Genomic DNA, 24,884 nt, shown 5'->3' on the forward strand with positions numbered 1-24,884 from the left:
CGAAACCTGGCCGTTACAGCGGCAAGGCGCGTTCGACCAGACGGGCGAAGAAGCTGGCCCCAACCGGCGCGGCCTCGTCATTGAAATCAAAGGCCGGATGATGCAGCCCCGCCCCTGGCCCTGTGCCCATGAACAGATAGGCACCGGGGCGGGCCTCCAGCATATAGCTGAAATCCTCGGACCCCATTTCGCGCCCGGCATTTTCATCCACCAGCGCAGGCCCCACCACATCACGCGCGACGGACGCCGCAAAGCGGGCCTGATCGGCATGGTTGATCGTGGGCGGATAGCCCCAGTCATAATCAATTCGCGCCGACACGTTGAAGGCGGCGGCATTGCCTTCGATGATTTCGTGAATGCGCCGTTTCAGCAGGTTGCGCACCTCCGGGTTGAAGCAGCGGATGGTGGCGGCAAACATCGCCTCTTCCGGCACGATGTTGCTGGCGGTTCCGGCATGGATCATGGTGACCGACAGCACCGCCTCGTCCATGGCATAGATGTTGCGCGACAGGATGGTCTGCAAGCCCTGCACCATGGCCACCACGGCCGGGATCGGATCGATACATTCATGCGGGGTCGCGGCATGGCCGCCCCGCCCGGTCACATGCACCACCGCCGTATCGACCGAGGCCATGAGCGCGCCGGTCGTGGTCTGGAACTTGCCGAAGGGTACGCCGGGGGCGTTGTGGATGCCATAGACCTCGGTCACGCCGAAGCGGTCCATCACCCCTTCCTGCACCATGACATTGCCGCCGCCGCCATCTTCTTCGGCGGGTTGGAAGATCAGGGCAACGCGCCCCTTGAAGCGCCGGGTTTCCGCCAGATATTTGGCCGCGCCCAGCAGCATGGTCACATGGCCATCGTGGCCACAGGCATGCATCTTGCCGGGGATTTTCGACGCATGTTCTGCTCCGGTCGCCTCATCGATCGGCAGCGCATCCATATCGGCGCGCAGGCCGATGGTCGGCCCCTCGCCCTGCCCGTTCAGGATCGCCACGATCCCGGTGGTGGCGATGCCTTCGTGGATTTCGTCCACCCCGATTTCGCGCAGCCGTTCCACAATGAACCGGGCGGTTTCGTGGCACTGGAATTCCAGTTCCGGGTATTGGTGCAGGTGGCGACGCCAGCCCTTCATCTCTTCGGCAAAGTCGGCAATGCGGTTCAGCACCGGCATGAGGTGGACTCCTCTGGGCATTCAGGTCTAAGCCCAGACAGAACCCCAAATCGGAAGCCGCTGCAATGCCAGAACGCCCCTTGCCCCGCCCCGAAAGCGACGCCCTGATCCATGACCCCGCAGCAGGAATGGACCGTCTGGTCGAAATCATGGCGCGGCTGCGCGCGCCCGATGGTTGCCCCTGGGACCGCGAACAGACCTTCGCAACCATTGCCCCCTATACGCTGGAAGAGGCGCATGAAGTGGCCGACGCGATCGAGCGCCAATCCTGGGACGAGCTGAAATCCGAACTTGGCGATCTGCTGTTTCAATCGGTCTTTCATGCGCAGATGGCGCAGGAAGCCGGGTTGTTCGGCTTTCAGGATGTGGTCCGGGCAATTTCGGACAAGATGGTCAGCCGCCATCCCCATGTCTTTGGCGACGAAAGCAATGCCAAGAGCGCCGAACAACAGACCCGCGACTGGGAGGCTGTCAAGGCGGCCGAACGCGCAGCGCGGGAGGAAACCCGCACGCTGGATGGGGTTGCAATGGCCCTGCCCGCGCTGACCCGGGCGGTCAAGCTGCAAAAACGTGCGGCACGCGTGGGGTTTGATTGGCCCTCTACCACCGAGGTGGTGGACAAGATCATCGAAGAGGCCCGCGAACTCGTGGAGGCACGCGATAGCCTGTCCGAGGCAGAAGTGGCCGAGGAATTCGGCGATCTGCTGTTTGTGATGGCCAATCTGGCCCGCCACCTGCAGGTGGACCCCGAAGCCTCCCTGCGCGCCGCCAATGCCAAGTTCACCCGGCGGTTCATGCGGATCGAGGATTGGCTGGCCGAAACCGGGCGTCGCCCCGCAGACAGCGATCTGACCGAGATGGATGCCCTGTGGAACCGCGCCAAGGCCGAGGAGCGCGGCTGATCGCGACAAATTATCCGATCAATTTCGTCAGCCATTGACCTGAGTGAAAAACTAAGGTTTATGGCCGCAGATTAACCGACGAAAGAGGTCAGAAATGAACCGCGCCCTTCTCGCCGCCCTTCTGGCAAGCGCCGCCCTACCTGCGATTGCCGAAGAAGTGAACATCTATTCGCACCGCCAGCCCGAGCTGATCCAGCCGCTGCTGGATGCCTTTACCGCCGAAACCGGCATCACCACCAATGTGGCCTTTGTTGACAAGGGCATGGCCGAGCGTCTGGTGGCCGAGGGTGACCGTTCGCCCGCCGATCTGGTGCTGACCGTCGATATCGCCCGCCTGACCCAACTGGTCGAGGCCGGGGTCACCCAGCCGGTGCAATCCGACGTGCTGGAAGCCAATATCCCTGCCGAACTGCGCGATGCGGGTGACCAATGGTTCGGCCTGACCTCGCGTGCGCGCATCATCTATGCCCACAAGGAGCGGGTGAAGGATGGCGAGGTGACCACCTATGAAGATCTGGCTGACCCGAAATGGAAGGGCCGCATCTGTTCGCGCTCGGGCACCAATGATTACAATGTGGCGCTGCTGTCCGCGGTGATCGCTCATCATGGCGCAGAGGCCGCCAAGACCTGGGCCGAAGGTGTGAAGGCCAATCTGGCGCGCAAGCCCGATGGGGGCGACCGCGATCAGGTCAAGGCGATCTGGGCGGGCGAATGCGATATCGCCATCGGCAACACCTATTACATGGGGGCCATGCTGAAGGACGCCGAACAGAAGGCCTGGGCCGATTCTGTGCGGATCACCTTCCCGGTCTTTGAAGGGAAGGGCACCCATCTGAACGTGTCGGGCGTGGCGATGACCAAAGCCGCGCCGAACAAGGATGCCGCGCTGAAACTGATGGAATGGCTGTCGGGCGATGCGGCGCAGAAGATCTATGCCGAAACCAACAACGAATATCCGGTCAAGCCGGGCGTGGCGCAATCGGAACTGGTGGCAAGTTGGGGCAGCTTTACCCCTGACAGCCTGGCCCTGACCGATGTGGCCGGCCATCGGGCCGAGGCGCTGAAAATCATGGAAGAGATCAACTTCGACGGCTGATATTCCAAGCCTGTCATGTTAGAGTGGAAGGGCCGCATTTGCGGCCCTTTTGCGCTTTTTCGCATTTTTGTTTGCGCGCATACATTTTACCGGATGGACAAATCTCTGTTAACCTATTTTCCTGCCGCCCAAGAACAAAGGAGCGCGCCATGTCCCATGCCCCCCGCAAGATCATCATCGATACCGATCCGGGACAGGATGACGCCGTGGCGATCCTGCTGGCGCTGGCCAGCCCCGAAGATGTGACGGTGCTGGGCATCACCGCTGTGGCCGGGAACGTGCCGCTGCCCCTGACCGAACGCAATGCCCGCATCATCTGTGAACTTGCGGGCAAACCGCAGACCCCGGTCTATGCCGGTTGCGATGCCCCGCTGAAGCGCAAGCTGGTGACAGCCGAACATGTGCATGGCAAGACCGGGCTGGACGGCCCGGTTCTGGCCGAGCCGACGATGGCGCTGCAGCCGACCCATGCGGTCGATTTCATCATTGATACCTTGCGCCGCGAACCGGCCCATAGCGTGACAATCTGCCCGCTGGGGCCGCTGACCAATATCGCCACCGCCTTCCTGCGCGCGCCCGACATCATCGCGCGGGTGCAGCAGATCGTGCTGATGGGCGGGGCCTATTTCGAGGTGGGCAACATCACCCCCGCTGCAGAATTCAACATTTACGTCGACCCAGAAGCCGCTGATATCGTGTTCAAATCCGGTGTGCCGCTTGTGGTGATGCCGCTGGATGTCACCCATAAGGCACTGACCAATCGCGCCCGGATCGAAGCCTTCCGCAACGTGGGCACCGAACCTTGCCGGATGGTGGCGGAATGGACGGATTTCTTCGAACGCTTTGACATGCAGAAATATGGCAGCGAAGGCGCCCCCCTGCATGATCCTTGCGTCATCGCCTATCTGATCCGCCCCGATCTGTTCACCGGACGCCACATCAATGTGGAAATCGAAACGCAATCGGAGCTGACTCTGGGCATGACGGTGGCCGATTGGTGGGGGGTGACAGACCGACCCGCCAATGCGCTGTTCATCGGCGATCTGGACGCCGAAGGGTTCTATACCCTGCTGACCGAACGTATCGCGCGGCTGTAACCTGCGCAGGGATCACGACAAGGGCAGCACCACGCTGAAGGTGCTGCCCTCGCCCTTCACGCTGTCGATGACAAGCCTTCCGCGATGACGGTTGACGATGTGTTTCACGATCGCCAGCCCCAATCCGGTGCCCCCCTTTTCGCGCGACCTGTGCGTATCCACGCGGTAAAACCTCTCGGTCAGGCGCGGCAGGTGGACAGGGTCGATCCCTTCGCCGCGATCCCGCACCTCGACCCGCAAAGCGGGTCCGCGCACCCCGGGTTCTGACATGCTGCGGCTGACCGTGACTGTCACCAGCTTGCCCGGCGCCCCGTATTTCACGGCATTTTCGATCAGATTGTGAAACACCTGTGTCAGCTGATCGCCATCCGCCCGCACCATCAGCGCGCCTTCCGCCCCCTTCAGCTCCAGCTGCACCCCTTGCGCATCGGCCATGGGGCGCAGCGTGGCCTGAACGCTGGTCAGCAAGCCGCGCAGATCGATCATGCTTTGCGGTCGTTGGCGTTCTCCTGCCTCTACCCGGCTAAGCGACAGCAGATCGCGCACCAGCCGCGTCATGCGCTCGGCTTCACGCGCCATGATGCCAAGAAACCGTTCCCGCGCCTTGGCATCGTCGCGGGCAGGCCCCTGAAGGGTTTCGATGAATCCCAGCAGCGCGGTCAGCGGGGTGCGCAATTCATGGCTGACATTGGCCACGAAATCACGGCGCAGCTGGCCCACCGCTTCCTGTTCGGTCATATCGAAAAAGCAGCAGATCACCCCGCCATGCGGCAGACGATTCACCGTAACCTCGAACACGGTATCCTGCCCATCCACGATCAGCCCGCAGCGCAGCCGGGTGAGATCGGCGCCCGCAGCACAGGCCTCGATCGCCTCGACCAGCGCGGGCTGCCGGAATGTCAGCGCAAAATGCCGCCCAAGCCCCAGGCTGCCCAATAGCGGAGCCGCCGCCGGATTGGCTGCAACGATCCGCAGATCGCCCCCGATCTGAACCATCGGCAGCGGCACTGCCTCCAGCATGGCCTCGCGTTCTGCCTGATCCATGATGCTCCGGTCCTCACCTTGGCCCTGCCCGGGCTCCGGCACCTTTCTGCACCGCGGCAAGGCACTTCGCAACAGGCTTGCCAACCAGGATGGCAATCAGGCATCTGCCCGGGCGATCCAGTCGTGATCAGGGTCATTCTGGAAGCGCCACTTGCGCAGCGGCCCGGCCATGACGTTCAGATAATACATCTCGTATCCATAGGGCGCCCCGCAGGGGTGATGACCCTTGGGCACCAGAACTACATCATGGTTTTTCACTGCCATGGTTTCGTCCAGTGCCCCATCCTCGGTATAGACCCGCTGGATGCCAAACCCCTGCGCAGGGTTCAGCCGGTGGTAGTAGGTCTCTTCCAGATAGGTCATCCGGGGAAAATCATCTTCGTCATGGCGGTGGCTGGGATAGCTCGACCAATGGCCAGCCGGTGTGAACACCTCGGTCACCAGCAGGCTGTCGGCCACCTCACGCGCCTCCATCGCGATGTTGTTCACATAGCGGGTATTGGTGCCCTTGCCGCGCGGGGTCAGGTCGATCCCGTCCGGGCCCAGCCGCTGTGCCTTGTGCCCACCTTTCCCCGGCGCCGAACAGATCGCCAGCGTGCAGGGAGTGGTGGCTTCCGCCGCCCAGTCGCTGTGATCGGGTACATAGAGGCAATGCGGCGGGGTCTTTTCGAACACATCCATCCGCGCGCCCATGACGCCCCAATCCTGACCGGCGGCCGTGATGCGCGCCTTGCCCTCGACCAGCACCAGAATGACCTCGCGCCCGCCAGTCGCCTCGGCCACCCGATCGCCGGGTTCCAGCCGATACAGGCCAAAGCCGACATAGCCCCAGCCTGCGCTTTCGGGCGTCACATCATGCACCTTGCCGCGCGTGCCTGCAGGTTTCACCAAAAGCCCGGCCATCGTCATCCCCTTTATCTTGGTTCAAATATCCTCGGGGGGGCCGGGGGGCAGACAGCCCCCCGGCCTTCGCCGCAGGGATCAGATCAGGCCCGCCGCTTTCGACAGACGTTTCAAGGTGGCCAGACCCAAGGTCTGATAGAGCAGCGGATTGCGCTCGTCGGGGTTCTGTTCCGCCTCGATCACGATCCAGCCATCATATTTGTGATCGGCCAATATCTGCAGCAGCGGCGCGAAATCGACGCCGCCGTCCTGATCGCCGGGCACTGTGAAAGCGCCGGCCACCACGCCTTGCAGAAAACTCAGCCGCTCGGCACGCACCTTGGCCGTGATCGCCGGACGGATGTTCTTGGCGTGGAAGTGGCGCACGCGCGCGGCGTGTTTGCGCAGGACCGCCACCGGATCGCCGCCGCCAAAGGCGCAATGCCCGGCGTCAAACAGCAGGTGGGTATGCGGACCGGTCGCCGCCATCAGCGCGTCGATTTCCTCGGGGCTTTCCACAATGGTGCCCATGTGGTGGTGGTAGACTAGCGTGACACCCTGCCCCGTCAGATAGGCGGCAAAGGCCTCAAGCTTGGCGCCAAAGGCCGCCATTTCATCGGCGGACAGCACCGGACGATCATTCACCGGCTTTGCCGCATCGCCATGGATCGCGTTGGAGGTTTCGCACACGATCATCACCTTGCAGCCATTGTGCTTGAGCTTGGCAAGGTGATGCTGGCAGGCGGCGATCTCATCTTCCACAGACCGCAGCAGAAGCTCGGTCGAATACCAGCCCGAGATGAACTTGAGGCCATATTCCGCCAGAAGTGCCCGCAACGCCTCGGGTTCATCCGGCCAGCGATGGCCGTTCTCGATGCCGTCAAAGCCGATCTGACGGCCCGCCTCATCAAGGATACGCGCGGTGGGGATATTGGCGCCGATGGTTTGATCGTCGTCATTGGCCCAGGCGATGGGGTTGGTTCCGAATTGGATCATGGTCTTGACCTCAGTTACCCAGCCATTGGCGGGCGATGTTCTGTTCGTATTTCTCACGCGCGGCGTTCACTTGCGGACGCTCGGACACTTCCGGTACGGCCACGTCCCACCAGGAGCCACCAGCGCCCGTCCCCGGGGCCGGATCGGTTTCAATAAGGATGACGGTCGGCAGGCTTGCGCCTTTGGCTTCGGCCATTGCAGCCTCCAACTCGGCCACCGACCCAACCTTGCGGGTGATCGCCCCCATGGAGCCCGCATGGGCCACAAAGTCGATATGCGCCGGGTTCACGTGATAGCTGTCATCCAGCAGATTGTTGAATGGCGCCCCGCCGCAGCCTTGTTGCAGGCGGTTGATGCAGCCATAACCGCGGTTATCAGTCAGCACCACGGTGAAGGGGATGCCCATCATCACCGCTGTCGCCAGCTCGCTATTGGCCATCATGTAGCTGCCATCACCGACCATGCAGACCACATGCTTTTCCGGCGCGGCCATCTTGATGCCCATGGCACCCGCGACCTCATAGCCCATGCAGCTGAAGCCATATTCCATGTGGTACCCGCCCGCCGCCGCGCGCCACAGCACATGCAGCGCGCCGGGCATGGTGCCCGCAGCCGACATGACGATGCTGTCCTTGCCCGTGGCCCGCGTCACCGCGCCGATGATCTGCGCATCGGTGGGCAGGGCATTGCCTTCCGGCGCGGCAAACAGGGCATCCGTGGTGACAAACCATTCCTTGCGCGCCGCGAAATCCGGGTCGGCAAAGCGGGTATTGCCCAAAGCGGCGGTCAGTTTGGCCAGCGCCACCTTGGCATCGGCAATCAGCGGCTGCGCACCACGTTTTTGCCCATCATAGCCGTGGATGTTGATCGACAGGATCTTGCGGCACGGCGCCGAGAACACGGTCCAGCTTCCCGTTGTGAAATCCTGAAACCGGGTGCCGACGCCGATCACCAGATCGGCCTCTGCGGCCAGCTTGTTACCACAGGCCGTGCCCGTCACACCGGGCGCGCCGAAATGCAGATCATTCTCCCAATCAATCGCGCCCTTGCCCGCCTGTGTTTCGACAAAGGGAATGTTATGCTTATTGGCAAAGGCCAGCAGATCAGCCTCGGCCTGCGCATAGATCACGCCGCCCCCCGCCACGATCAGCGGCTTTTTCGCAGCCTTGATCGCGGCCACGGCTGCTTCCAGCTCGCGCTGGTCGGGCTCCGGGCGGCGGATGTACCAGACCTTCGGTTCAAAGAAGTCGGTCGGATAATCATAGGCCTCTGCCTGCGTATCCTGACAGAAGGCCAGCGTCACCGGGCCGCAATTCGCGGGGTCCGTCATCACACGCAGCGCACGCGGCAGCGCGGTCAGGATATGCTCGGGCCGCGAAATCCGGTCGAAATAGCGCGACACCGGGCGGAAACAATCATTGGCCGAAACCGTACCATCATCGAAATCTTCGATCTGCTGCAACACCGGGTCGGGCGCGCGATTGGCAAACACGTCGCCGGGGATGAACAGCACCGGCAGACGGTTCACATGCGCCAGCGCCGCCGCCGTCACCATATTGGTGGCCCCCGGCCCAATGCTGGAGGTGACCGCCATCGCCCGCCGCCGCTTATGGGTCTTGGCATAGGCAATCGCGGCATGGGCCATGGTTTGTTCGTTATGGCCGCGCCATGTGGGGAAGGTTTCCTTGGCGTGATACAGCGCCTCTCCGATCCCCGCCACGTTGCCATGGCCAAAGATCGCCCAGATCCCTTCGATGAAACGCTCGCCCTCTTCGGTCATCTGGACCGAAAGCCATTTGACCATGGCCTGCGCGGCGGTGAGGCGGATCGTGCTCATGCTGCCAGTTCCTTTTTCGCGCGGGCGGCATCCCAGACCCGGCACAGATTTTCGTATTTCTCCACCATATCGGCCACGGCCTCCGCGTCGGAAATGGCACCCGCAAGCCATTGGCGCGCGGCCTCGGCAAAGATGGTGCGGCCCACGGCAAAACCCTTCACCAGATCATGCTGCGCCGCCAGTGCGAAACTGGCCGCAAGCTGCTCCGCCGGAGCATCCAGCCCCAAAACCACAATGCCGCGCGTATGCGGATCATTGCGGGTGATCGCGTCACAGGCCTTGGCCCAGGCTGCCTCCGAGGTGAAGGGTTCCAACTTCCACCAATCGGGGTAAATGCCGATGTCGTAGAAGCGCTGAATGATCGTGGCCGAGGTCTCATCATCCACCGGACCCACCTTCGACGGGATGATCTCCAGCAGCATTTCCAAACGATTGCGGCGGCAGGCCTGGAACAGCCGCTGCACCACGGCCTCTTGCTCGGCCTTCATCTCTGCCGTGTCATCGGGGTGATAGAAGCACAGCACCTTGCAGACGTTTTCCAGTGCCCATTCCTGCAGGCCGCCAAAATCGGCCCCCAGTTCGGGCTCCAAGGTCAGCGGGCGCGAACCCGGCCATTCCACCGGACGCCCGATCCAAAGGCCCGTCCCCGAAGCCGCATGCAGCGCGCGCCGACCCAAGCGGTTGTCACACAGGATGCCATAGCCCTCTCGGCCATTCTGCACCTGCAGCGCAGCCTCCAGACACAGCTCCTTGAAGGCGCCGATTTTCTTGGGAGTCGCGCCCTCCATCGCCTCCAGCTGCATGCGATGGTCAAAGGCGAAGACCCGCATGGTGGACCAATCCTTGTGGCGATTAGTCGCCCAATGCACCTGTTCCAGCGCCGCATCCTTGCGCAGCGCAGGTTCGATGACACCCCGGTTCAGGAAGAATTGCAACTCGGTCCAGCTTGGATAAGCAGGCGTACAGCCATGGCGGCTGACGGCGAAGGCCCCGCAGGCATTGGCGTATTTCAGCGCCACCGGCCAGCTTTCGCCATCGAGCCAGCCCTTGAGCAGTCCCGACATGAAACCATCCCCCGCGCCCAGCACATTGAACACCTCGATCGGGAAGCCGGGACCGGTTTCGCCTTCGTCCAGACTGTCAGGGATGGCGCCGGCGAAGGCCACAGCCCCCGCAGCACCCCGTTTGCACACCAGCGTTGCGCCAGACACCGCCCGGACGGCGCGCAGGGCCGCCACCGTGTCGGTGGTACCGCCCGCTATGTGGAACTCTTCTTCAGTGCCGACGATCAGATCGAACAGATGCAGGGTCGATTGCAGCTTGGCCGTGACGGCCGCGCTCTCGATGAACCGGCTCTCGCCAGCCCCATGGCCCGCCAGCCCCCAAAGATTGGGGCGGTAATCAATGTCCAGCGCTGTTTGCGCCCCGGTTTCGCGGGCAAGCCGAAGTGCCTTGAGCACGGCGGCCTCGGTGCGCGGGTTCGACAGATGCGTGCCCGTCGCCACCACGGCGCGGCTGTCCGCAATCAGCGCGGGGTCAATGTCATCTTCGCACAGCGCCATGTCGGCACAGTTTTCACGATAGAAGATCAGCGGAAACTGCTCTTCGTCCCGAATGCCCAGCAGAACCAGCGCCGTCAGGCGTTCGGGATCGGTCTTGACGCCCCGCACATCGACACCTTCACGCGCCAGCTCTTCGCGGATGAAGCGGCCCATATGTTCATCGCCCACCCGGGTGATCAGCGCCGATTTCAGGCCAAGCCGTGCCGTTCCCGCCGCCATGTTGCAGGGGCTGCCACCGATATATTTCTGAAACGACCCCATGTCCTCCAGCCGTCCGCCGATCTGTGCGCCGTAAAGATCGACCGACGCGCGGCCGATGGTGATGACGTCAAGCGGCTTCATGCTGTCCTCCCCTGGGTCGGGACGACTCAACGCTCCCGCCCCATACATCAGTTTTGGAATTTTTATTCCATTACTGCGCGCAGGGAAAGCAGTTTCTTGGCGTGGTGGTCCGTTCAGGCCTCGCCGCGCGCCGATCCGACAGCCACGGCAAGCGCAAGCGCCATGGCGATGGTCGCCGAAAGCGAGCGGAAGGCGCCGAAATCCACCTCGGGCACGGTCACCACGGCCAATGCGTGACGGGCCAGCGGGCTGGTCAGCCGGTCGGTCAAGGCAACAACCGGCAGGCCCCTTTCCCGGGCATCGGCGGCAAGGGTCAGGGTTTCTTCGGAATAGGGGGCAAAGGTGATGGCCAGAAGCGCATCCCCCGGCCGCAGGGCAAAGCGGTGATCCAACTTGCCGACACCATCATGCAGCATCGCTGGAACAGCCATTTTTTCAAAGACATAGGCCAGATAGCTGGCCACCGGAAACGCCCGCCGCAGCCCCACAACATGCACGGTTTCCGCCCCCGCCAGAACCGAAACGGCCTGTATCAGCGCCGCTTCGTCCACCGCCTTGGCGAGCGATTCCAGGCTCAACCGCCCGGCCTCGACAAATTCGGCCAACAGCGCGGCAGGGCTGCCCGCGCCCTGATCCTTCAGGTTCTTCAACCGCGTCGAATAGTCGGGCCAGCCGGGCGAATAGGCGTCGCGAAACAGTTTTTGCATACCCGAGAAGCCCGAAAAGCCCATGATCTGACAAAAGCGCATCACAGCCGAGGGCGGCACATCCGCCCCCGCCGCCAGTTCCGCCACGGTGGAAACGGCAATGCGGTCGGTATTGGCCGCAACATATTCCGCACATTGGCGCAACCGCTTGGGCAAATCTTCGGTCAACACTGCCAGACGTTCACGAAATTCCTCGACCGAGGCTGGAGCAGTGGGGGCGGCAGCGGCGCTATCCATGATCGGTCCTTGACAGCAGGGGGCAGTTTCAGGCTAGCACGCATGGAACAAATATTCCAAGCGCATTGACGAGGAGAGGTGCAAGGATGCAACTGGGTGTTGGCCTAATCGGGACCGGCTTCATGGGCAAGTCACATGCGCTGGCCTGGCGCAACGTGATTGCCGTTCTGGGGGGCGACCTTGGTGCCGTCGCGCAGCCCGACCTGCGGCTGCTTTGTGAAACCCCGGCTGACAAGGCCAGCCAGATGGCGGCGCAGTTCGGCTTTGCCTGCGCCACATCCGATTGGCAGGAGCTGGTGGCCGATCCGCAGATCGATGTCGTGTCGATCACCACCCCGAACGGGCTGCATCATCCGATGGCCATGGCGGCGATTGCCGCGGGCAAGCATGTCTGGTGCGAAAAACCCATGGCACTGACCCTTGCCCAGGCCGAAGAAATGGCAGCGGCGGCTCGCGACCGGGGCGTGGTGACCATGGTAGGCTACAACTACCTGTCAAACCCGGCCTTCACCCATGCGCAGCGGCTGGTATCCGGGGGCGCGATTGGCCGGCCCGTGCAGTTTCGCGGCTGGGTGGACGAGGATTATCAGGCTGACCCCGATCTGCCCTGGACCTGGCGGGCCAGACTGCAAGAGGCGGGCCTGGGCGCGCTTGGCGATATCGGAACCCATCTGATCAGCCTGACCCAGGGCATCATGGGGCCGATTGCCAGCCTGATTGCCGATATGCAGACCATCCATGAAACCCGCCCCCTGCCCGATGGGTCCGGGCGCGGCACGGTGGAAAACGAAGATGCCGCCAATGTGCTGTTGCGCTTTGCCAATGGGGCGCAAGGCACGCTGGTGATCTCGCGCTCGGCCTGGGGGCGCAAATCGCGGCTGGGGTTCGAAATCCATGGTGATCGCGGCATGATCATCTTCGATCAGGAACGGATGAACGAATTGCAGATATATCAGAATGACGGGCCCAGGGCGGAACAGGGGTTCAAGACCATCCTGACCGGTCCGGCCCATCCGCCCTATGGCGCGTTCTGCCCGGCGCCGGGGCATCAACTGGGCTTCAACGATCTGAAGGTCATCGAATGTGGGCGACTGCTGCAGGGTATTGCCGGCATTGCCGCTGCCGAGCCTGGCTTCGATGCCGCGCTGCAGATCGAAAGGGTCATTCATGCCATCGCAGACTCGGCGCGGGCGGGCGGACAGAGGATCGCGCTTTGACGACGACACAGCACGCCTGAAATGCGAAGGGCGCGAGGGTTTCCCCCCGCGCCCCCAAAAATCGGTCCAATCTGGACGGGCTTACATCGCGATACGGCGCTGACCGTCGCGCATCGCGGTCAGTTCCTCGGCCACGAGGAAGGCCAGTTCCAGCGATTGCGAGGCGTTCAGACGCGGATCGCAGGCGGTATGATAGCGGTCGGCCAGATTTTCATCCGACACGGCGCGCAGACCACCGGTGCATTCGGTCACATCCTGCCCGGTCATTTCGAAATGCACGCCACCCGGGATGGTGCCCTCGGCCTTGTGGATGGCAAAGAACTCACGCACTTCGCGCAGCACGCTATCGAAGGGCCGGGTCTTGTAGCCGGACGATGATTTGATCGTGTTGCCATGCATCGGGTCGCAGGACCAGACGACATTCGCGCCCTCTTCTCGCACGGCCTTGATGAGCCGGGGCAGGTTTTCGCCCACCTTGCCCGCACCGAACCGCGCGATCAGCGTCAGCCGCCCGGCTTCGTTTTCCGGGTTCAGCTTGGCCATGAGCACCTTCAGATCCTCGGCGGTGGTCGAGGGGCCGCATTTCAGGCCGATCGGGTTCAGCACACCGCGGCAGAATTCGACATGGGCGCCATCGGGCTGGCGGGTCCGATCCCCGATCCAGATCATGTGGCCCGATCCGGCCACATTCTGCCCGGTGATGCTGTCCACGCGGCACAGCGCCTCTTCATATTCCAGAAGCAGGGCTTCGTGGCTGGTGTAGAAATCCACCCGCGACAATTCGTTGGCGGTATCCGAATTCACCCCGGCGGCATTCATGAAATCAAGCGCATCGGAAATGCGGTTCGACAATTCCCGATAGCGTTCGGCCTTGTCATGTTCGGCAAAGCCCAATGTCCAGCTGTGAACGCGGTGGATATCGGCAAAGCCGCCAGTCGAAAAGGCGCGCAGCAGGTTCAGGCTGGCCGCCGCCTGGGTATAGGCCTGCAGCATCCGCGCCGGATCGGGGATGCGCGCTTCGGTCGTGGCTTCAAACCCGTTGATGATGTCCCCGCGATAGGACGGGTATTCGACGCCGCCGATCACCTCGGTCGGGGCGGAACGCGGCTTGGCGAACTGGCCCGCCATACGACCGACCTTCACCACCGGCACCTTTGCGCCATAGGTCAGAACGACCGCCATTTGCAGCATGACGCGGAAGGTGTCGCGGATGTTGTCGGCGCTGAATTCGGCAAAGGATTCGGCGCAGTCGCCGCCCTGCAACAGAAACGCCTTGCCTTCCGCCGCCAGAGCAAGCTGCTTCTTCAGCCGCCGCGCTTCGCCGGCAAAGACCAGGGGCGGATACTTGGCAAGCTGGGTTTCCACAGCAGTCAGCGCAGCCTGATCCGGATAATCCGGCATCTGGACCCGCGGTTTCGCGCGCCAATCCGATTTCTGCCAGCCCTTGGTCATCGGTCGTCTCCGTCCGTTAGCGGTATCTGCCCGCCTATAGGGAATTGCGCCGGAAATGCCAAGCTGGAAGGCGACTTTGCCCCCTTGTGGGGCGCGAAATTTCCTGAATAGATGCGCCGAAACCGACGCAAACAGGTCGCCCCATGTCCAGCCCTCCGCGGAAAGCCACCCAGGTTGTCAAGGAAGTCGCCCCCAAGCGCTTCATCTTCCTTTTGTTGGACCGATTTACCATGTTGTCCTTCGCCAGCGCGATCGAGCCGCTGCGCATTGCCAACCGGGTGGGGGGAGCCACGCTCTACACCTGGAAACTGGCGGGCGAAAATGGCGAGACGGCGGTCTGTTCCAACGGGGCGGCCTTCAAGCTTGACATGGGGCTGGATGAAATCGACCGCGATGACACGCTGCTGGTCTGTGGCGGCATTGATGTGGCGCGCGCCTCGACCCGCGCCGTGACGGCATGGCTGCGGCGCGAGGCACGGCGCGGGGCTACGCTGGGCGGGCTTTGCACCGGGGCCTATACGCTGGCCAAGGCGGGCTTGCTGGATGGGCGCAAGGCCACGATCCATTGGGAGAACCAGGACGGATTCCTTGAAGAATTCGAAGAGGTGAAGCTGACCAAATCGGTGTTCGTGATGGATGGCAACCGGCTGACAACGGCCGGGGGCACGGCCTCGCTCGATCTGATGCTGAAGATCATCGCCGCCGATCATGGCGAGGATCTGGCCAATACCGTGGCCGATCAGCTGATCTATAACGCCATTCGCACCGATCAGGATACGCAGCGTCTGTCGATCCCGACCCGGATCGGCGTGCGCCACCCCAAGCTGAGCCAGGTCATCCAGATGATGGAAGGTAACATCGAAGACCCGATGTCGCCCGCCGATCTGGCCGAAGAAGTGGGCATGAGCACCCGTCAGTTGGAGCGCCTGTTCCGCCGTTATCTGAACCGCAGCCCCAAACGCTATTACATGGAGTTGCGGCTGCAAAAGGCGCGCAACCTGCTGATGCAGACCGACATGAGCGTCATCAATGTGGCGCTGGCCTGTGGCTTTGCTTCGCCCAGCCATTTCTCAAAATGCTATCGCAGCCATTACAATACCACGCCCTACCGCGAACGCGGCACGCAGGGGGCGATGCCGGGGATCGGGGTGCGGCTGTCGATCTAGGGGGCAAGGCGATACAGCACGCCGTCGATCACCGACAGGAACCAGATCGCACCATCCGGCCCTTCGATCACATCGCGCACCCGGCCTGTGCTGTCGCCCAGGATCTGTTCCTCGGCCAGGCCGGTTTCGGCAGGGCGGTCGGGGTCAAGCCGTGAGAGGAAGCCGCTGTTCAGGCTGCCTGTGAAGATGTCGCCCTGCCATTGCGGGATCAGCCGCCCGGAATAGACCATCAGCCCGGACGGCGCGATGGACGGATCCCAGTAATGCAACGGCTGTTCCATGCCCTCTTTCGCGCTGCCTTCCCCGATCTGCAGGAAATTGTAGTTGCGGCCATAGGTTATGACGGGCCAGCCGTAATTGCGGCCGGGCTGGGGGGCGTTCAGCTCGTCGCCACCCCGGGCGCCGTGTTCGACCGTCAGCAACTGCCCTTGCAGGTCCAGCGCGGCGCCCTGAATGTTGCGATGCCCGACCGAAAGGATGCCCGGGCGCCATCCGGGCAGATTGATAGCAAGGGAGCCGTCGCGCCGCAGATGCACCACCTTGCCCGCCGCACTTTGCCCGTCCTGCGCGGCCATGCCCCCCGGCCCCGTGCCCCGGTCGCCGGTGGTCAGAAATACCGTGCCATCTGTGGCCTCGACCAAACGGCTGCCGAAATGCCGCCCGCCGGGATGACCCTCGCCGGTCCAGAGCGTCTCGAACCCATCCAGCTGCCGCCCATCCTTTGACAGACGCCCGCGCCCTGCGGCGGTTGCCATGCCGCCCGGTACCCGCGCCGCATAGCTGAGCCAGATTTCGCGGCTGGTGACGAAATCGCGGGGCACCATCACATCCAGCAACCCGCCCTGCCCTTGCTCCGCCACCTCGGGCAGACCGCCAATGTCCTGTCGCTGACCGTCGCGCCACAGCGACAAACGCCCCGCACGTTCGGTGATCAGAATGGCGCCATCAGGCAGCGCAGCCACAGCCCAGGGTTCTTCCAGCCCTTGCACTAGCGGGGTGATTGTCATCGGCCCCGCCGATGTGTCGATCACCTCGGCCATGCCCGGACCCGCCGTAAGCACCAGCCCCAGAATGGCCGCGAACCTTCGTCTCATCGCATTCCCCTTGCTCGTAAACCAGAGATAGGTGCCGCGATCTGGAAGCCAAGCCCCGCGAATCGCCCGTACCGAAAACAGCCGGCTGCCGCATTGCGCTAGGCCACGAACCCGTCCGGCAAGTGATGAAAAATTGTGCACTCAAGTGGCGCAATAAAATTACTTTATGCTTGAAATAAAGTGCCATGCACATTACGCATGTGAGCGCGGAAACCAAAGCAAATGCGGAATAGGTCCGAAAAGGGCGCTTCCTTTTTCGACAACCTGCCTCTAGCCTTGCGCAAGGACAAAGATCCGACATGGGAGATAACGAATGAAAAAACTGCTGCTTGCCACCGCGGCCACCGCGCTTTTCGCAGGCGCCGCCTCGGCGGAAGAAGTCAAGGTCGGCATCCTGCTGGGCTTCACCGGCCCGCTGGAATCGACGGTTCCGGCCATGGCTGCCGGTGCTGAACTGGCGATGAAGGAAGTGTCCGAGTCGGGCAAGTTCATGGGCGGCTCGACCGTCACCCCGGTACGCGGCGATTCGACCTGCGTTGACGCGGCAGCCGCACAATCGGCCGCCGAACGTCTGGTGACCTCGGACAAGGTGACGGCCATTGTCGGCGGCGATTGCTCGGGCGTGACCGGGGCTGTGCTGCAGAACGTCGCCCGCCCGAACGGCATCGGCATGGTGTCGCCCTCGGCCACCTCGCCTGCGCTGTCCACCGCCGAAGATGACGGCCTGTTCTTCCGCACCGCCCCGTCGGATGCGCGTCAGGGCGAAGTGATGGCTGACATCATTTCCGAACGCGGCATCACCTCGGTCGCCGTGACCTATACCAACAACGACTATGGCAAGGGCGTTGCCGAAAGCTTCCAGAAGGCGTTCGAAGCCAAGGGCGGCAAGGTGACCCTGTCTTCGGCCCATGAAGACGGCAAGGCCGACTATTCGGCCGAAGTTGCGGCACTGTCCTCGGCGGGCGGCGAACTTCTGGTCGTGGCGGGCTATGTGGATCAAGGCGGCAAGGGCATGATTCAGGCCTCGCTCGACTCGGGCGCCTTCTCGACCTTCTTCCTGCCCGACGGGATGTATGGCCAAAGCCTGATCGACGCCATCGGCGCCGGTCTGAACGGTTCGTTCGGCGACGTGCCGGGCACCGACAGCGAAGGCGCTGCCAAGTATCAGGAAATGGCCAAGGCCGCCGGATTTGATGGCACGGGCGCCTTCTCGGGCGAAAGCTATGACGCTGCAGCCCTGATCCTGCTGTCGATGGCCGCAGCCAATTCGACCGGCAAGGAATGGACCGGCAAGGTGATGGATATCGCCAATGCGCCGGGCGAGCCGATCCTGCCGGGTGAACTGGGCAAGGCACTGGACCTGATCGCCGCTGGCACCGATATCGACTATATCGGCGCGACGGCTGTGGAACTGGTGGGTGCAGGCGAATCCGCTGGCAACTACCGTGAATACACCGTCAAGGACGGCGCTTTCGTGACAGACAAGTTCCGTTGATCTGACCCGCGAAGGGGATCACACAGCACGGCCCGGGAAAACCCCGGGCCGTTGCCTTAACACGGCACCGGGTGCCTATCGGGGATCAACCCCGAAGGATGAGACGTGCCGACATGGGGGATGACGGATGATCGTTGTCGAAAATCTGCACAAGCATTTTGGCGGCTTCCATGCCGTCGATGGTGCCTCGCTGGAAATCAGGACGGGGTCCATCACAGGGCTGATCGGCCCGAACGGCGCGGGCAAGACCACGCTGTTCAATGTGATCGCCGGGCGCTACACGCCCACTTCTGGCCGCGTTTTGATGGATGGTGAAGACATTACCGGCCTGCCGCCGCATGAACTGTTTCACAAGGGCCTGTTGCGCACCTTTCAGATTGCGCATGAATTCGGCTCGATGACCGTGCGCGAAAACCTGATGATGGTGCCTGCGCGCCAGTCGGGCGAAGTGCTGTGGAACAGCTGGTTCCGCCGCGGGGCCGTCGCCGCCGAAGAGGCCGCGATCCGCAAGAAGGCCGATGAAGTGCTGGACTTCCTGACGATCAGCCATCTGGCCGATCAGAAGGCCAGCCAGATTTCCGGCGGCCAGAAAAAGCTGCTGGAACTGGGCCGCACCATGATGGTGGATGCCAAGATCGTATTCCTTGACGAAGTTGGGGCAGGCGTGAACCGCACGCTTCTGAACACCATCGGCGATGCGATTGTGCGGCTGAACAAGGAACGCGGCTACACGTTCTGTGTCATCGAACATGACATGGATTTCATCGCCCGCCTCTGCGACCCGGTCATCTGCATGGCCGAGGGCAAGGTGCTGGCGCAAGGCACGGTGGATCAGGTGAAGAACGACGAACGGGTGATCGAGGCCTATCTGGGCACCGGCCTGAAGAACAAGGTCAAGGAGGAACAGGCCCATGGCTGATCCGTTCCTGATCGGTGACAAGATGACAGGCGGCTACGGGGCTGCCGATATCCTGCATGGCTGCACCATCGCCGTGGAAAAGGGCGAAATCGCAGTGATCGTCGGCCCCAATGGCGCGGGCAAATCCACCGCCATGAAGGCCGTGTTCGGCATGCTGAAGCTGCGTGGCGGTCAGGTCCGGCTGGAGGGTGAAGACATCACCACCCTGTCGCCGCAGGCCCGCGTGCAAAAGGGCATGGGCTTTGTGCCGCAGACCCACAACATCTTTACCTCGATGACGGTCGAGGAAAATCTGGAAATGGGTGCCTTCATCCGCACGGATGATTTCGCCGATACCATGGCGCAGGTCTATGACCTGTTCCCGATCCTGAAGCAGAAGCGCCATCAGGCGGCGGGCGAATTGTCGGGCGGCCAGCGTCAGCAGGTGGCCGTGGGGCGCGCCTTGATGACGCGGCCCAAGGTGCTGATGCTTGATGAACCCACGGCCGGCGTTTCCCCCATCGTGATGGATGAACTGTTCGACCGCATCATCGAAATCGCCCGATCGGGCATCTCCATCCTGATGGTGGAACAGAACGCCCGTCAGGCGCTGGAGATCGCCGACAAGGGCTATGTGCTTGTGCAAGGCGCTAACCGCTTCACCGACACCGGCAAGGCCCTGATGGCCGACCCCGAGGTCCGCCGTTCCTTCCTGGGGGGCTAAGGTCATGGATATTCTCAACGCCCTTGTGGCCTTTCTCAACTTCGTCTTTGTCCCGGGCCTGGCCTATGGCAGCCAGCTTGCGCTTGGCGCGCTTGGCGTGACGCTGATCTACGGCATCCTGCGGTTTTCAAACTTCGCCCATGGTGACACCATGGCCTTTGGCACCATGGTCACCATTCTGGTGACCTGGTGGTTCCAGTCGATGGGCGTCGGCATCAGCCCGCTGCCCACCGCGCTGCTGGCCCTGCCCTTCGGGATTGCGGCAACTGCTGCACTGGTGCTGTTCACCGACCGGACGGTATACAAGTTCTATCGTACCAAGAAGGCGAACCCGACCATTCTGGTGATCGTTTCGATGGGCGTCATGTTCGTGATGAACGGTATCGTGCGCCTGATCATCGGGGTCGAGGATCAGAATTTTGCCGATGGCGGCCGCTTTCTGATTTCGGCCGGGGATTTCAAGGCCGCAACCGGGCTTGCCGAAGGTCTGGCGATCAAGGGCACCGTGGCTGTGACCGTGGTGACGGCGGTGCTGGTCGTGGCCTTCATGTTCTGGTTCCTGCAAAAGACCCGCACCGGAAAATCCATGCGCGCCTTTTCCGACAACGAAGATCTGGCGCTGCTGTCAGGCATCAACCCGGATCGGGTGGTGCAGGTGACCTGGATCCTCGCCGCGGCGCTGGCCACGATTGCCGGGGTGCTGTACGGGCTGGATAAATCCTTCAAACCCTTCACCTACTTCCAGCTTTTGCTGCCCATCTTCGCGGCCGCCATCGTGGGCGGGCTTGGATCGCCCATCGGGGCGATTGCAGGTGGCTTTGTCATCGCCTTTTCCGAGGTGATGGTGACCTATGCCTGGAAAAAGGTGCTGACCTATCTGCTGCCCGAAAGCCTGGCGCCCGAGAGTCTGGTTCAGCTGATGTCCACCGATTACAAATTCGCGGTCAGCTTCACCATTCTGATCATCGTTCTGCTGTTCATGCCCACCGGGCTCTTCAAGGGGAAATCGGTCTGATGTCGAAGAACCTGACCCTTTTCGCGGCTGTCGCGGCGCTGTTCCTGATTTCGGGCCTGTTCCTGACATCGTGGAACCAAACGCTTCTGATCCTGAACTTCGCGCTGGTGTCATCAATCATGGCGCTTGGTGTGAACATGCAATGGGGCTATGCGGGCCTGTTCAACACCGGTGTGATGGGCTTTGCCGCCCTTGGCGGGCTGGCTGTGGTGCTGGTCTCTGCTGACCCGGTCCCCGAGGGCTGGCAGGCTGGTGGCGCGGGCATCATCGGCGGGTTGCTGCTGGGCGCAGTGACGCTGTTTGCGGCGATGCAGGCCTACAAGCGGATGGCAAAGGGCAATACCCGCACGCTCGCCGTTCTGGCCATCCTGATCGGCGGCTTCTTCCTGTTCCGGGCAGTGTTTGATCCGGCGGTGACGGCAGTTGAAGCCTTCGATCCAACGACCCATGGCAATCTGGGTGGTCTGGGCCTGCCAGTGCTGCTGGCCTGGCCTGTGGGGGGCCTGCTGGCTGCCGGGGCTGCCTGGGCGATTGGCAAGACGGCGCTTGGCCTGCGGTCGGATTATCTGGCCATTGCGACCCTGGGCATTGCCGAGATCATCGTCGCGGTGATGAAGAACGAAGACTGGCTGGCCCGTGGCGTGAAGATGATGAACCTGCAGGAGCGGCCTTGGCCGGTCCCGCTGGAGGTTGAACTGCAAGCCGATCCCGGATTTCTGGCCTTTGCTGGCACTTGGGGCGCCGATCCGATGACAGCTTCGTCCATCATCGTGAAACTGGCCTATACCGGCATGATCCTGCTGGTGCTGGGTCTGGTGATCTGGGCCTCGGAACTTGCGCTGAAAAGCCCATGGGGCCGGATGATGCGCGCAATCCGCGACAATGAAGATGCAGCCCGCGCCATGGGCAAGGATGTCACCCGTCGACATCTGCAGATCTTCATTCTGGGCTCGGCCGTCATCGGGATTGCGGGGGCGATGCTCACCTCGATGGATGGCATCCTGAACCCCGGCACCTATCAGCCGCTGCGCTTTACCTTCCTGATCTGGGTGATGGTGATCGTGGGTGGTTCGGGCAACAACTGGGGGGCATTCCTGGGCGGTCTGCTGGTGGGGTGGCTCTGGCTGATGGTGGAAACGCTGGGTCCGCAGGTGATGATGGCGGTGACGTCCGGCATGGCCGAGGGCGCGCTGAAAACCCATCTGATCGACAGCGCCCAACACATGCGCCTGCTGACGATGGGGGTGATCCTGCTGCTGGTCCTGCGTTTCAGCCCGCGCGGCCTGATCCCCGAAAAATAAGACGACAGATCACAGAAACAAAGGGCCGGGATGTTCCCGGTCCTTTTTTAATTTGCCACGCGTGATGCGCATTTATTGCTCTGACCTGCCGACGAATGACGGCGGCAAGACCGCACAAGCTGCCAATGGAGCGGTATTTGCGACATATTATTGTCGCAAAATCGTATGACCCTCGCACGCCGCCCCGCCATTCTGGGACAAATCCGCTAGGAGTATTCCATGAAAACCCATACCCGCGTTCTGGTCATCGGCGGTGGCGTCGTCGGCTGTTCGGTTCTGTATCACCTGACCAAGCTGGGCTGGTCGGACGTCATGCTGGTTGAACGGTCGGAACTGACCTCGGGCTCCACCTGGCACGCGGCCGGGGGCTTCCACACGCTGAACGGCGACACCAACATGGCGGCGCTGCAGGGCTATACGATCCGGCTTTACAAGGAGCTTGAGGCGATCACCGGCATGTCCTGTGGTCTGCATCATGTGGGCGGCATCACGCTGGCCGATAATCCGGCGCGGTTCGAACAGCTGAAGGCCGAACGCGCGAAGCATCGCTACATGGGGCTGGATACCGAAATCCTCGGGCCGGAAGAAATTGCCAAATTCACCGATGGCATGGTGAATCTGGAAGGGATCATCGGCGCCCTTTACGACCCGCTGGATGGCCACCTTGACCCTTCGGGCACCACCCATGCCTATGCCAAGGCCGCGCGCATGGGCGGGGCGGAAATCGTGCTGCACAACCGGGTGCTGGAAACCAATCCCCGCCCCGATGGCAGTTGGGAAGTGGTGACCGAAAAGGGCACCATCATTGCCGAACACGTGGTGAATGCGGGCGGGCTTTGGGCGCGCGAAATCGGAGCGATGGCGGGTGTCTATCTGCCGCTGCTACCAATGGCGCACCAGTATCTGGTGACCGACGATATTCCAGAAATCATGGATATCTTGAAATCGGGCCGCGAATTCCCGCATGTGATGGACCCGGGCGGCGAAAGCTATCTGCGGCAAGAAGGGCGCGGGCTGTGCATCGGGTTTTACGAAAAGCCCTGCGAACCTTGGTCGGTCGATGGCACGCCGTGGAACTTTGGCCATGAACTGCTGAATGAACAGTGGGACAAGATCGAAGACAGCGTGTCATTCGCCTATCGCCGCTTCCCGGTGCTGGAGCGCACGGGCGTCAAGCGCGTGATCCATGGCCCCTTCACCTTTGCCCCCGACGGCAACCCGCTGATCGGGCCAGTGCCGGGCCTGCGCAACTATTGGTCGGCCTGCGCGGTCATGGCGGGCTTCAGCCAGGGGGGCGGCATGGGTCTGGCCCTGGCGCAATGGATGATCGAAGGTGAGGTGGAACGCGACCCGCGCGGCTTTGACGTGGCGCGCTTTGGCACCTGGACGACACCGGGTTATACGGTGCCGAAAGTCATCGAAAACTATCAGATGCGCTTCAACGTATCCTATCCGAACGAGGAGCGCCCGGCAGCCCGGCCCTTCCGCACCACGCCGATGTATGACATTTTCGATGGGATGAATGCGGTCTGGGGCCAGCAATACGGGCTGGAAGTGGTGAACTACCATGCCCTGCCCGGCGAGCCGCGCCATGAAGAACCGACCTTCAAACGCTCCAACGCCTGGGAAGCGACGCGTCAGGAAGTGCTGGCGGTGCGCGAAGGGGTCGGCATCAACGAGGTGCAGAACTTCGGCAAATATCTGGTGAAAGGCCCCAAGGCCCGCGCCTGGCTGGACCGGATCATGGCCGGTGCGATCCCGAAGCCCGGCCGGTTGTCGCTGACACCGATGCTGGCGGAAAGCGGCAAGATCATTGGCGATTTCACCGTGTCTTGCCTGTCGGAAACCGAGTTCCAACTGACCGCCAGCTATGGCGCCCAGGGCTGGCACAGCCGCTGGTTCGACCAGCATCTGGAAGAAGGTGTGACGATCGAGAACGTCTCGGATGCACGGTCAGGCTTTCAGATCGCGGGGCCAAAGGCGCGTGAACTGCTGTCGCGTGTCACCCGCAGCGATGTTTCCGAACAATCGTTCAAGTTCATGGATGTCAAACCCATGACCATCGGCATGGCAAAATGCCTTGTGCAGCGCGTCAGCTATACTGCCGATCTGGGCTATGAAATCTTCACCGATCACATGAGCGTGCGGCATCTGTGGCACACGCTGTCGGCAGCGGGGGCAGACCTTGGGCTGCGGCCCTTCGGCATGCGGGCCATGATGTCGCTGCGGCTGGACAAATGGTTCGGCAGCTGGGGCCGTGAATTCAGCCCAGATTACACGCCTTGCGAAACCGGGCTTGACCGTTTCATCCGTTGGAACAAAGAGGCGGACTGGATCGGCAAGGCGGCAGCCATGTCGGAAAAGGCGGCGGGGCCCAAGCGCAAACTGGTCAGCTTTGTCGTTGATGCCAGCGATGCCGATGTCGTCGCCTGGGAGCCGATCTGGCTGGATGGCGCAGTGGTCGGGTTCTGCACCTCGGGCGGGTTCAGCCACTGGACCGGCAAATCGGTCGCGATGGGCTTCCTGCCCGCAGATCGGGTGCAGGATGGTCTGGAATGCGAAATCGAGATCCTGGGCGAACGCCGCCCGGCGCGTGTGCATCTGGCCCCGCTTTGGGATGCAGATGGTGCAAGGATGCGGGGCTGA

The 24,884-nt window shown here is 62.4% G+C and carries 20 protein-coding genes; 11 read left to right on the forward strand and 9 right to left on the reverse strand.

The window, feature by feature from the left end:
• Positions 1 to 13: 13 nt before the first annotated feature.
• Positions 14 to 1,174 (reverse strand): M20 aminoacylase family protein, encoded by a 1,161-nt coding sequence (locus V6590_RS02550; protein WP_335419052.1) that lies wholly within the window; start codon positions 1,172 to 1,174, stop codon positions 14 to 16.
• Between the two features lie 65 nt (positions 1,175 to 1,239).
• Between V6590_RS02550 and mazG the strand changes: the two genes are divergently transcribed.
• The 3 genes from mazG to V6590_RS02565 all read left to right on the forward strand — a co-directional run bounded on the left by mazG (position 1,240) and on the right by V6590_RS02565 (position 4,269).
• The gene (mazG, locus tag V6590_RS02555) at positions 1,240 to 2,076 is read left to right on the forward strand and encodes a nucleoside triphosphate pyrophosphohydrolase (protein WP_335419055.1); all 837 of its coding nucleotides are present in this window, start codon (positions 1,240 to 1,242) and stop codon (positions 2,074 to 2,076) included.
• 94 nt (positions 2,077 to 2,170) lie between these two features.
• Positions 2,171 to 3,172, forward strand: a complete 1,002-nt coding sequence (locus V6590_RS02560) for a Fe(3+) ABC transporter substrate-binding protein (protein WP_335419056.1) — start codon at positions 2,171 to 2,173, stop codon at positions 3,170 to 3,172.
• A gap of 149 nt (positions 3,173 to 3,321) precedes the next feature.
• Positions 3,322 to 4,269, forward strand: coding sequence for a nucleoside hydrolase (locus V6590_RS02565; protein WP_335419059.1), 948 nt, complete (start codon positions 3,322 to 3,324; stop codon positions 4,267 to 4,269).
• A gap of 12 nt (positions 4,270 to 4,281) precedes the next feature.
• Here V6590_RS02565 and V6590_RS02570 read toward each other — a convergent pair whose 3' ends face one another.
• From V6590_RS02570 to V6590_RS02595, 6 genes are all read right to left on the reverse strand, one after another.
• Positions 4,282 to 5,313, reverse strand: coding sequence for a sensor histidine kinase (locus V6590_RS02570; RefSeq protein ID WP_335419062.1), 1,032 nt, complete (start codon positions 5,311 to 5,313; stop codon positions 4,282 to 4,284).
• Positions 5,314 to 5,409: 96 nt separating this feature from the next.
• On the reverse strand, positions 5,410 to 6,216 hold the full coding sequence (gene iolB, locus V6590_RS02575) for a 5-deoxy-glucuronate isomerase (protein WP_335419065.1): 807 nt from the start codon (positions 6,214 to 6,216) through the stop codon (positions 5,410 to 5,412).
• Between the two features lie 78 nt (positions 6,217 to 6,294).
• Positions 6,295 to 7,191, reverse strand: coding sequence for a myo-inosose-2 dehydratase (iolE, locus tag V6590_RS02580; protein WP_335419067.1), 897 nt, complete (start codon positions 7,189 to 7,191; stop codon positions 6,295 to 6,297).
• A gap of 10 nt (positions 7,192 to 7,201) precedes the next feature.
• Complete coding sequence (gene iolD / locus V6590_RS02585) at positions 7,202 to 9,028, reverse strand: 3D-(3,5/4)-trihydroxycyclohexane-1,2-dione acylhydrolase (decyclizing) (protein WP_335419070.1); 1,827 nt, start codon at positions 9,026 to 9,028, stop codon at positions 7,202 to 7,204.
• Positions 9,025 to 10,932, reverse strand: a complete 1,908-nt coding sequence (locus tag V6590_RS02590) for a bifunctional 5-dehydro-2-deoxygluconokinase/5-dehydro-2-deoxyphosphogluconate aldolase (protein WP_335419074.1) — start codon at positions 10,930 to 10,932, stop codon at positions 9,025 to 9,027. Before V6590_RS02590 ends, iolD begins: the two co-directional genes overlap by 4 nt.
• A gap of 113 nt (positions 10,933 to 11,045) precedes the next feature.
• A complete protein-coding gene (locus V6590_RS02595) occupies positions 11,046 to 11,876 on the reverse strand; it encodes a MurR/RpiR family transcriptional regulator (RefSeq protein ID WP_335419077.1) in 831 nt (276 codons plus the stop codon).
• Positions 11,877 to 11,962: 86 nt separating this feature from the next.
• Between V6590_RS02595 and V6590_RS02600 the strand changes: the two genes are divergently transcribed.
• Positions 11,963 to 13,093, forward strand: a complete 1,131-nt coding sequence (locus V6590_RS02600) for a Gfo/Idh/MocA family protein (RefSeq protein WP_335419080.1) — start codon at positions 11,963 to 11,965, stop codon at positions 13,091 to 13,093.
• An 81-nt stretch (positions 13,094 to 13,174) separates the two neighbouring features.
• Here the strand turns inward: V6590_RS02600 and V6590_RS02605 are convergent, their stop codons facing one another.
• Entirely contained in the window at positions 13,175 to 14,545 is a 1,371-nt protein-coding gene (locus V6590_RS02605; protein WP_335419083.1) for a class II 3-deoxy-7-phosphoheptulonate synthase, read from the reverse strand.
• A 143-nt stretch (positions 14,546 to 14,688) separates the two neighbouring features.
• Between V6590_RS02605 and V6590_RS02610 the strand changes: the two genes are divergently transcribed.
• On the forward strand, positions 14,689 to 15,711 hold the full coding sequence (locus V6590_RS02610) for a GlxA family transcriptional regulator (RefSeq protein ID WP_335419086.1): 1,023 nt from the start codon (positions 14,689 to 14,691) through the stop codon (positions 15,709 to 15,711).
• Here the strand turns inward: V6590_RS02610 and V6590_RS02615 are convergent.
• The gene (locus V6590_RS02615; protein ID WP_335419089.1) at positions 15,708 to 16,805 is read right to left on the reverse strand and encodes a PQQ-dependent sugar dehydrogenase; all 1,098 of its coding nucleotides are present in this window, start codon (positions 16,803 to 16,805) and stop codon (positions 15,708 to 15,710) included. The genes V6590_RS02610 and V6590_RS02615 overlap by 4 nt on opposite strands.
• A 313-nt stretch (positions 16,806 to 17,118) precedes the next feature.
• On the opposite strand from V6590_RS02615, the gene V6590_RS02620 reads away from it, so the two are divergent.
• The 6 genes from V6590_RS02620 (at position 17,119) to V6590_RS02645 (ending at position 24,884) form a co-directional block, all read left to right on the forward strand.
• Positions 17,119 to 18,300 carry an ABC transporter substrate-binding protein gene (locus V6590_RS02620; protein WP_335419091.1) on the forward strand — a complete coding sequence of 394 codons (1,182 nt, stop codon included), beginning with the start codon at positions 17,119 to 17,121 and terminating at the stop codon, positions 18,298 to 18,300.
• Between the two features lie 127 nt (positions 18,301 to 18,427).
• On the forward strand, positions 18,428 to 19,219 hold the full coding sequence (locus tag V6590_RS02625; protein ID WP_335419094.1) for an ABC transporter ATP-binding protein: 792 nt from the start codon (positions 18,428 to 18,430) through the stop codon (positions 19,217 to 19,219).
• Positions 19,212 to 19,922 carry an ABC transporter ATP-binding protein gene (locus V6590_RS02630; protein WP_335419097.1) on the forward strand — a complete coding sequence of 237 codons (711 nt, stop codon included), beginning with the start codon at positions 19,212 to 19,214 and terminating at the stop codon, positions 19,920 to 19,922. The genes V6590_RS02625 and V6590_RS02630 overlap by 8 nt, the downstream gene beginning before the upstream one ends.
• 4 nt (positions 19,923 to 19,926) lie before the next feature.
• Positions 19,927 to 20,937, forward strand: a complete 1,011-nt coding sequence (locus tag V6590_RS02635) for a branched-chain amino acid ABC transporter permease (protein WP_335419100.1) — start codon at positions 19,927 to 19,929, stop codon at positions 20,935 to 20,937.
• Positions 20,937 to 22,238 (forward strand): branched-chain amino acid ABC transporter permease, encoded by a 1,302-nt coding sequence (locus V6590_RS02640; protein ID WP_335419103.1) that lies wholly within the window; start codon positions 20,937 to 20,939, stop codon positions 22,236 to 22,238. Before V6590_RS02635 ends, V6590_RS02640 begins: the two co-directional genes overlap by 1 nt.
• Positions 22,239 to 22,457: 219 nt before the next feature.
• Complete coding sequence (locus V6590_RS02645) at positions 22,458 to 24,884, forward strand: GcvT family protein (protein WP_335419105.1); 2,427 nt, start codon at positions 22,458 to 22,460, stop codon at positions 24,882 to 24,884.

The organism is Gemmobacter denitrificans, assembly GCF_036964905.1.
GTDB classification, from domain to species: Bacteria; Pseudomonadota; Alphaproteobacteria; order Rhodobacterales; family Rhodobacteraceae; genus Gemmobacter; species Gemmobacter denitrificans.